Origin of the sequence: Pseudoalteromonas sp. ASV78, assembly GCF_047806705.1 — a bacterium.
Taxonomy (GTDB): domain Bacteria; phylum Pseudomonadota; class Gammaproteobacteria; order Enterobacterales; family Alteromonadaceae; genus Pseudoalteromonas; species Pseudoalteromonas prydzensis_A.
On sequence record NZ_JBLOPA010000002.1, the window covers coordinates 1,063,854 to 1,069,858 of the forward strand.

Annotated in this window: 5 protein-coding genes; all 5 read left to right on the forward strand. The window is 44.1% G+C overall.

The genetic code is table 11. The features are described 5' to 3' along the window. Nucleotides 1-4 precede the first annotated feature (4 nt). The 5 genes from ispG to der all read left to right on the forward strand — a co-directional run bounded on the left by ispG (nucleotide 5) and on the right by der (nucleotide 5,922). Nucleotides 5-1,123 carry a flavodoxin-dependent (E)-4-hydroxy-3-methylbut-2-enyl-diphosphate synthase gene (gene ispG / locus ACMVDV_RS22560; RefSeq protein WP_304182959.1) on the forward strand — a complete coding sequence of 373 codons (1,119 nt, stop codon included), beginning with the start codon at nucleotides 5-7 and terminating at the stop codon, nucleotides 1,121-1,123. A 135-nt stretch (nucleotides 1,124-1,258) separates the two neighbouring features. Further along, on the forward strand, nucleotides 1,259-2,539 hold the full coding sequence (gene hisS / locus ACMVDV_RS22565; RefSeq protein ID WP_416159762.1) for a histidine--tRNA ligase: 1,281 nt from the start codon (nucleotides 1,259-1,261) through the stop codon (nucleotides 2,537-2,539). A gap of 16 nt (nucleotides 2,540-2,555) precedes the next feature. Then, entirely contained in the window at nucleotides 2,556-3,176 is a 621-nt protein-coding gene (locus tag ACMVDV_RS22570; protein ID WP_304182962.1) for a YfgM family protein, read from the forward strand. Between the two features lie 9 nt (nucleotides 3,177-3,185). Beyond that, entirely contained in the window at nucleotides 3,186-4,361 is a 1,176-nt protein-coding gene (bamB, locus tag ACMVDV_RS22575; protein ID WP_416159763.1) for an outer membrane protein assembly factor BamB, read from the forward strand. 94 nt (nucleotides 4,362-4,455) lie between these two features. Beyond that, the gene (der, locus tag ACMVDV_RS22580) at nucleotides 4,456-5,922 is read left to right on the forward strand and encodes a ribosome biogenesis GTPase Der (RefSeq protein ID WP_064664664.1); all 1,467 of its coding nucleotides are present in this window, start codon (nucleotides 4,456-4,458) and stop codon (nucleotides 5,920-5,922) included. The last annotated feature ends 83 nt before the right edge of the window (nucleotides 5,923-6,005 follow it).

Consider the following 6,005-nt stretch of genomic DNA (forward strand, 5'->3'; position numbering starts at 1 on the left):
CGCTATGTTTTCAGAATCTCCAATTAAACGCAGAAAATCAACGCGTATTAACGTCGGCAATGTCCCTATTGGTGATGGTGCACCAATCGCAGTGCAATCAATGACCAACACAGATACCATGGATGTTGATGCCACCGTTGCACAAATTCAAGCAATCCAAGATGCCGGCGCCGATATAGTGCGTGTCTCCGTGCCGACGATGGATGCCGCCGAAGCATTTAAAAGCATTAAAGAGCAAGTTACCATTCCGCTGGTTGCTGACATTCACTTTGATTATCGTATTGCTTTGCAAGTGGCAAAGTATGGTGTTGATTGTTTACGTATTAACCCTGGCAACATTGGCAGTGAAGAGCGCATTCGCGCGGTAGTCGATGCTGCCCGTGAGCACAATATTCCAATTCGTATTGGGGTAAATGGCGGCTCATTAGAGCGTGATTTACAAGAAAAGTACGGCGAGCCAACACCGCAAGCGTTACTTGAATCAGCCATGCGCCATGTAGATATACTGCGCCGCTTAGACTTTGATCAATTTAAAATTTCGGTGAAAGCGTCAGACGTATTTTTAGCAGTGGGCGCATATCGTCTACTCGCTAAAGAAATCGACCAACCTTTGCACTTAGGTATTACTGAAGCAGGCGGCATGCGCTCAGGCTCAGTAAAATCAGCCGTTGGTTTAGGTATGCTATTAGCAGAAGGGATAGGTGATACGCTACGTGTTTCGCTGGCCGCCGATCCTGTGCAAGAGATCAAAGTCGGTTTTGATATTTTAAAATCACTGCGCATTCGTTCGCGCGGGATTAACTTTATTGCTTGCCCGAGTTGTTCACGTCAAGAGTTTGATGTAGTCAGCACCATGAACCAGCTTGAAGAACGCTTAGAAGATATCATCGAACCAGTGTCGGTTTCGGTGATTGGCTGTGTGGTCAATGGCCCAGGCGAAGCGTTAGTCAGTGATATTGGTTTAGCCGGTGCAAACCGTCGTTCTGGCCTTTATATTAATGGCGAACGTCAAAAAGCCCGTATTGATAACAATAATATTGTTGATCAACTAGAAGGCTATGTGCGCGACTTTATCGCTCAAAAAGAAAAACAGACCCCAATCGACATTAAAATCGTCGAATAAAGGCAATATAGTCGGCAAACAAAGTCGTTTGCCGTTTACCTTTAGAGTTAGGACGCTATAATGACGGGTCAATTTTTAGCATTCTTGTTGTGTAGTCTTTTTTATTACACAAAAAACAGTTTTTAGGATTTAGCAGTGGCAAAACAAATTCAGGCAATACGTGGAATGAACGATTGTCTGCCGGGCGATACTCAAGTTTGGCAGAAAGTAGAAAACATCTTACGCGAGACTGTAGCATCATTTGGTTATCAAGAAATTCGTTTTCCAATTGTAGAATCAACCGATCTTTTTAAACGCTCTATTGGTGAAGTTACCGATATCGTTGAAAAAGAAATGTACACCTTTGCTGATCATAATGGCGACAGCTTAACACTGCGCCCAGAAGGCACAGCGGTGTGCGTACGTGCTGGTAATCAAAATGGTTTACTGTATAACCAAGAGCAACGCCTTTGGTATATGGGCCCGATGTTTCGCCATGAACGTCCACAAAAAGGCCGTTACCGTCAGTTTCACCAATTTGGTCTTGAGACCTTTGGTATTGCCAGTGCCGATATTGATGCTGAAGTTATTTTATTAACGGCTCAGCTATGGAAGCAATTTGGCATTAGCGAGCACGTTCGTTTAGAGCTTAATTCTTTAGGTTCAAATGAAGCGCGCGCGCAATATCGCGATGCACTGGTTGTTTATTTAGAGCAACATGTTGACGCCCTCGATGAAGACTCAAAACGTCGTATGCACACAAATCCACTGCGCGTGCTAGATAGCAAAAACCCTGACGTACAAGCTATTTTAACTGATGCTCCTAAACTATCTGAGCACTTAGATGCTGAATCAAAAGAACATTTCGAAAATTTATGTGAACGTTTAGACGCAGCGGGCGTCATATACACGGTTAATGAAAAGTTAGTCCGTGGTCTTGATTACTATAACCGCACTGTTTTTGAGTGGGTAACAGATAGCCTTGGCGCACAAGGTACTGTATGTGCCGGTGGCCGCTACGATGGTTTAGTTGAGCAACTGGGTGGCAAAGCAACGCCTGCAGTTGGCTTTGCTATGGGTCTGGAACGTTTAGTGTTAATGTTACAAGCATTAGAATGCGTGGGTGACATTCGCCGCAGCGCTGATGTATATTTGGCTGCGATGGGTGATAAAGCCAGTATTCAAGCGCCTATTATTGCCGCTAAATTACGCGCTGAAGTACCTGGTTTGCGTATTATGGTGCATGCCGGTGGCGGTAACTTTAAGAAACAACTTAAACGCGCAGATAAAAGCGATGCACTCGTGGCACTCATTATCGGCGAAGATGAATTAGCACAAGGCGTAGTGACAGTTAAGTATTTGCGTGAGCGTAAAGAACAAGTCACCTTAGAATTAGAACAAATTAAAACGCTTTTAGCTGAGCTTGTGAACAGCTAAAAAAGACGAGGTAAGAATGGATATTTATTCAACAGAAGAACAACAAGCAGAAGCGATCAAACGTTTTTTCCGTGAAAATGGTGTATCACTGGCGCTAGGCATAGTGATTGGTTTAGGTGGCCTTTATGGCTGGAAAGCATATAACCAGCAACAACTTACCACAGCAGAAAACGCTTCAGATGCATACACTCAGCTGGTTGAAGGTGGTGCAGTGCTAGGTGCAGCCGATACTTTTATTGCAGAGCACAAAGACACTAATTACAGCGTGCTTGCAGCCTTTGTTGCAGCAAAAGAAGCAGTAGAACAAAACCAGCTTGATGTTGCCAGTGAAAAGCTCAGCTGGATCATCACTAATGTTAGCAATGCCGATTTGAAAGCGACCGCGACCACCCGTTTAGCGCGTGTACAAATTGCACAGCAACAATACGATCAAGCGTTAACGACGCTAAACGCCGAGTTTGCTGAGTCATTCACAGCAACTATCGCTGAACTTAAAGGCGATATTTACACCGTTCAAGGCGATGTAAATCAAGCACGTACAGCATATCAAGCGGCCGCAGATGCGGGTGGTCTTGAAAATAACCCATTATTGCAAATCAAACTTGATGACTTAGCAGTAACTAGCCCAGCGGCGTAAGGGGTTACCATGAAAAAATTAACAGCGGCAAGTATAGCGTTATGTATGGCAACCTTAGTCGGTTGTTCATCAAGCGATGAAGAAGAACTGGTGTTGCCTGAAATCGTTAATCAGTTTGAAACCGACATTGTCTGGCAAGAAAGCATCGGTAATGGCGTTGAGCATTATTTTTCACGCTTAACACCTGCCGTATATAAAGACCGTGTTTTTGTCGCAAACCGTGACGGTGAAGTAGAAGCACTGTCGCTTGAAAATGGCGATACAATTTGGCAAACCGATGTTCGCGAAAACTCAAGCTTTTGGCCTTGGCAAAGCGATATTAGCGCCAAATTATCAGGCGGTATTTTACAAGCTTATGGTAAAATTTTTATCGGCTCAGAGCATGGTTATTTACTCGCCCTTGACCGCGAAACCGGTGAGATTGTTTGGCGTAAAAAAGTACCAGGTGAAGTGCTAGCAAAACCTGCTGCGGGCGATGGCCTTATATTCGTTAACTTAGGGTCTGGTAAATTACTCGCCCTTCACCCAGATACCGGTGAAGAACGTTGGAGCCATGAACAAGAAGTACCAGCATTAACTCTGCGTGGTCAAAGTTCACCTATCGTCGCTAACGGCGGTGTATTAATTGGCCTTGAAACCGGCAAGTTAAGCGTACTAATTTCTGATAGCGGTTACTCTGCGTGGAGTGCTGAAATTGCAACGCCAAAGGGCGCATCTGAATTCGAGCGTTTAGTGGATGTTGATACACAGCCTTTAATTAGTGGCCCTTATGCCTACGCTATCGCCTATAATGGTAACTTAGCAGCTGTAGACATTCGCTCTGGTAATGTAGTGTGGAAGCGTGAGTACAGCAGTTACCGTGAGATTGCCATGGACGCACAAACTATCTATGTTGTAGATAGTAATGGTGTGGTTTATGGATTAGATAAAACCTCTGGCATTGAACGCTGGAGTCAGCCTGCCCTTCGTGGTTGGTATTTAACAGGGCCTGCGGTAGCAGGAAATTACTTAGCCATGGGTGACCAAGAAGGTAATCTACATTGGCTAAATAAAGAATCAGGCGAGCTGGTATCGCGTGAAGACTTCGACAGTTCAGGCTTTTTTATTGAGCCAATTGTTGCTGACGACAAACTGATTTTATACACCCGAGACGGTGAAGTTAGTGCGGTAAAAATACCAAACTAATTTGCTAAAATAGCTATAAGTTATTAATAGCTAGTTTATTTTTTGTAAGGCTTCGCTATGCGAAGCCTTTTGTTGTTTTTTTAAGAGGTAGTTTATGCTTCCCGTGATCGCTCTAGTTGGGCGACCCAATGTGGGCAAATCCACATTATTTAACCGTTTAACACGTACTCGTGATGCACTCGTTGCCGATTTCCCAGGCTTAACTCGAGATCGAAAATACGGCCAAGCTAATTACGATGGCTATGAATTTATCGTGGTAGACACGGGCGGTATTGATGGTTCTGAAGAAGGCATCGAAATCGAAATGGCTGATCAATCGCTACTGGCGATTGAAGAAGCTGACATCGTATTATTCTTAGTTGATGCCCGCGTAGGTATGACTGTAGCCGATCAAGCTATTGCCAATCATTTACGTAAACAAGAAAAGAAAAGCTTTGTTGTTGCCAATAAAACCGATGGTATTGATGCCGATTCAAACTGTGCTGAGTTCTATCAATTGTCATTAGGCGAAGTACACCATATTGCAGCCGCTCATGGTCGTGGTATTACCTTATTACTTGAGCACACTTTACAGCCTTTACTTGCCGAGCTGAGTGCACAAAATGATGATGGTAAAGGCGATGACGACGAGTTAATCGATTTATATTCTGAAGATGATGAAGACTCAACTGCGCATGAAGCATTTGCGGATAAGCCAGTAAAGCTCGCAATTATCGGTCGTCCTAACGTAGGTAAGTCAACGCTGACTAATCGTATATTAGGTGAAGAACGCGTTATTGTTTACGATATGCCAGGCACAACCCGGGATTCGATTTACATTCCAATGACCCGTAACGAGAAAGAATACGTGCTGATCGACACCGCTGGTGTACGTAAACGCAAAAAAGTCAGTGACGTAGTTGAAAAATTCTCAGTGATCAAAACCCTACAAGCAATCGAAGATTGTAACGTAGTGCTGTTGGTTGTTGATGCCCGTGATGGTATTTCAGATCAAGATTTAAGCTTACTTGGTTTTGCGCTGAATTCAGGCCGTTCACTGGTTATCGCGGTGAATAAATGGGATGGCCTTGATGACTACGTGAAAGACCGTATTAAATCAGAGCTTGACCGTCGCTTAGGCTTTATCGACTTTGCTCGTCTGCACTTTATCTCTGCACTGCATGGTACAGGTGTTGGCCATTTGTTTGAGTCAATTGACGAAGCTTATGAATCAGCAACTAAACGTATTAGCACTGCTATGCTGCGCCGTATTATGGACATGGCACAAGCCGATCACCAGCCACCACTGGTGCGTGGCCGTCGTGTTAAGCTTAAATACGCGCACGCGGGGGGTTATAACCCACCACGTATCGTAATTCACGGTAACCAAGTTCACGATTTACCAGACAGCTATAAACGCTACCTAATGAATTACTACCGTAAAGCGCTAAAAATTATGGGCACCCCTATCAAAATCGAATTTAGAGAAGGTGATAACCCATTTGCAGGACGTACTAATAAAGTGACTCTTTCGCAAAAACGTAAGATCCGCGCGTTTAGTAAAGAAAACCGTAATAAATGATAGAGCTGTAAGCTGTAAGCTGTAAGCTGTAAGCTGTAAGCTGTAAGCTGTAAGCTGTAAGCTGTAAGCTGTAAGCTGTAAGC

Excerpts from the sequence above, each read along its gene's own strand:
- ACMVDV_RS22570 (WP_304182962.1), top strand. The coding sequence starts at position 2,556 with ATGGATATTTATTCAACAGAAGAACAACAAGCAGAAGCGATCAAACGT.
- ispG (WP_304182959.1), top strand. The coding sequence starts at position 5 with ATGTTTTCAGAATCTCCAATTAAACGCAGAAAATCAACGCGTATTAAC.
- bamB (WP_416159763.1), top strand. The coding sequence starts at position 3,186 with ATGAAAAAATTAACAGCGGCAAGTATAGCGTTATGTATGGCAACCTTA.
- der (WP_064664664.1), top strand. The coding sequence starts at position 4,456 with ATGCTTCCCGTGATCGCTCTAGTTGGGCGACCCAATGTGGGCAAATCC.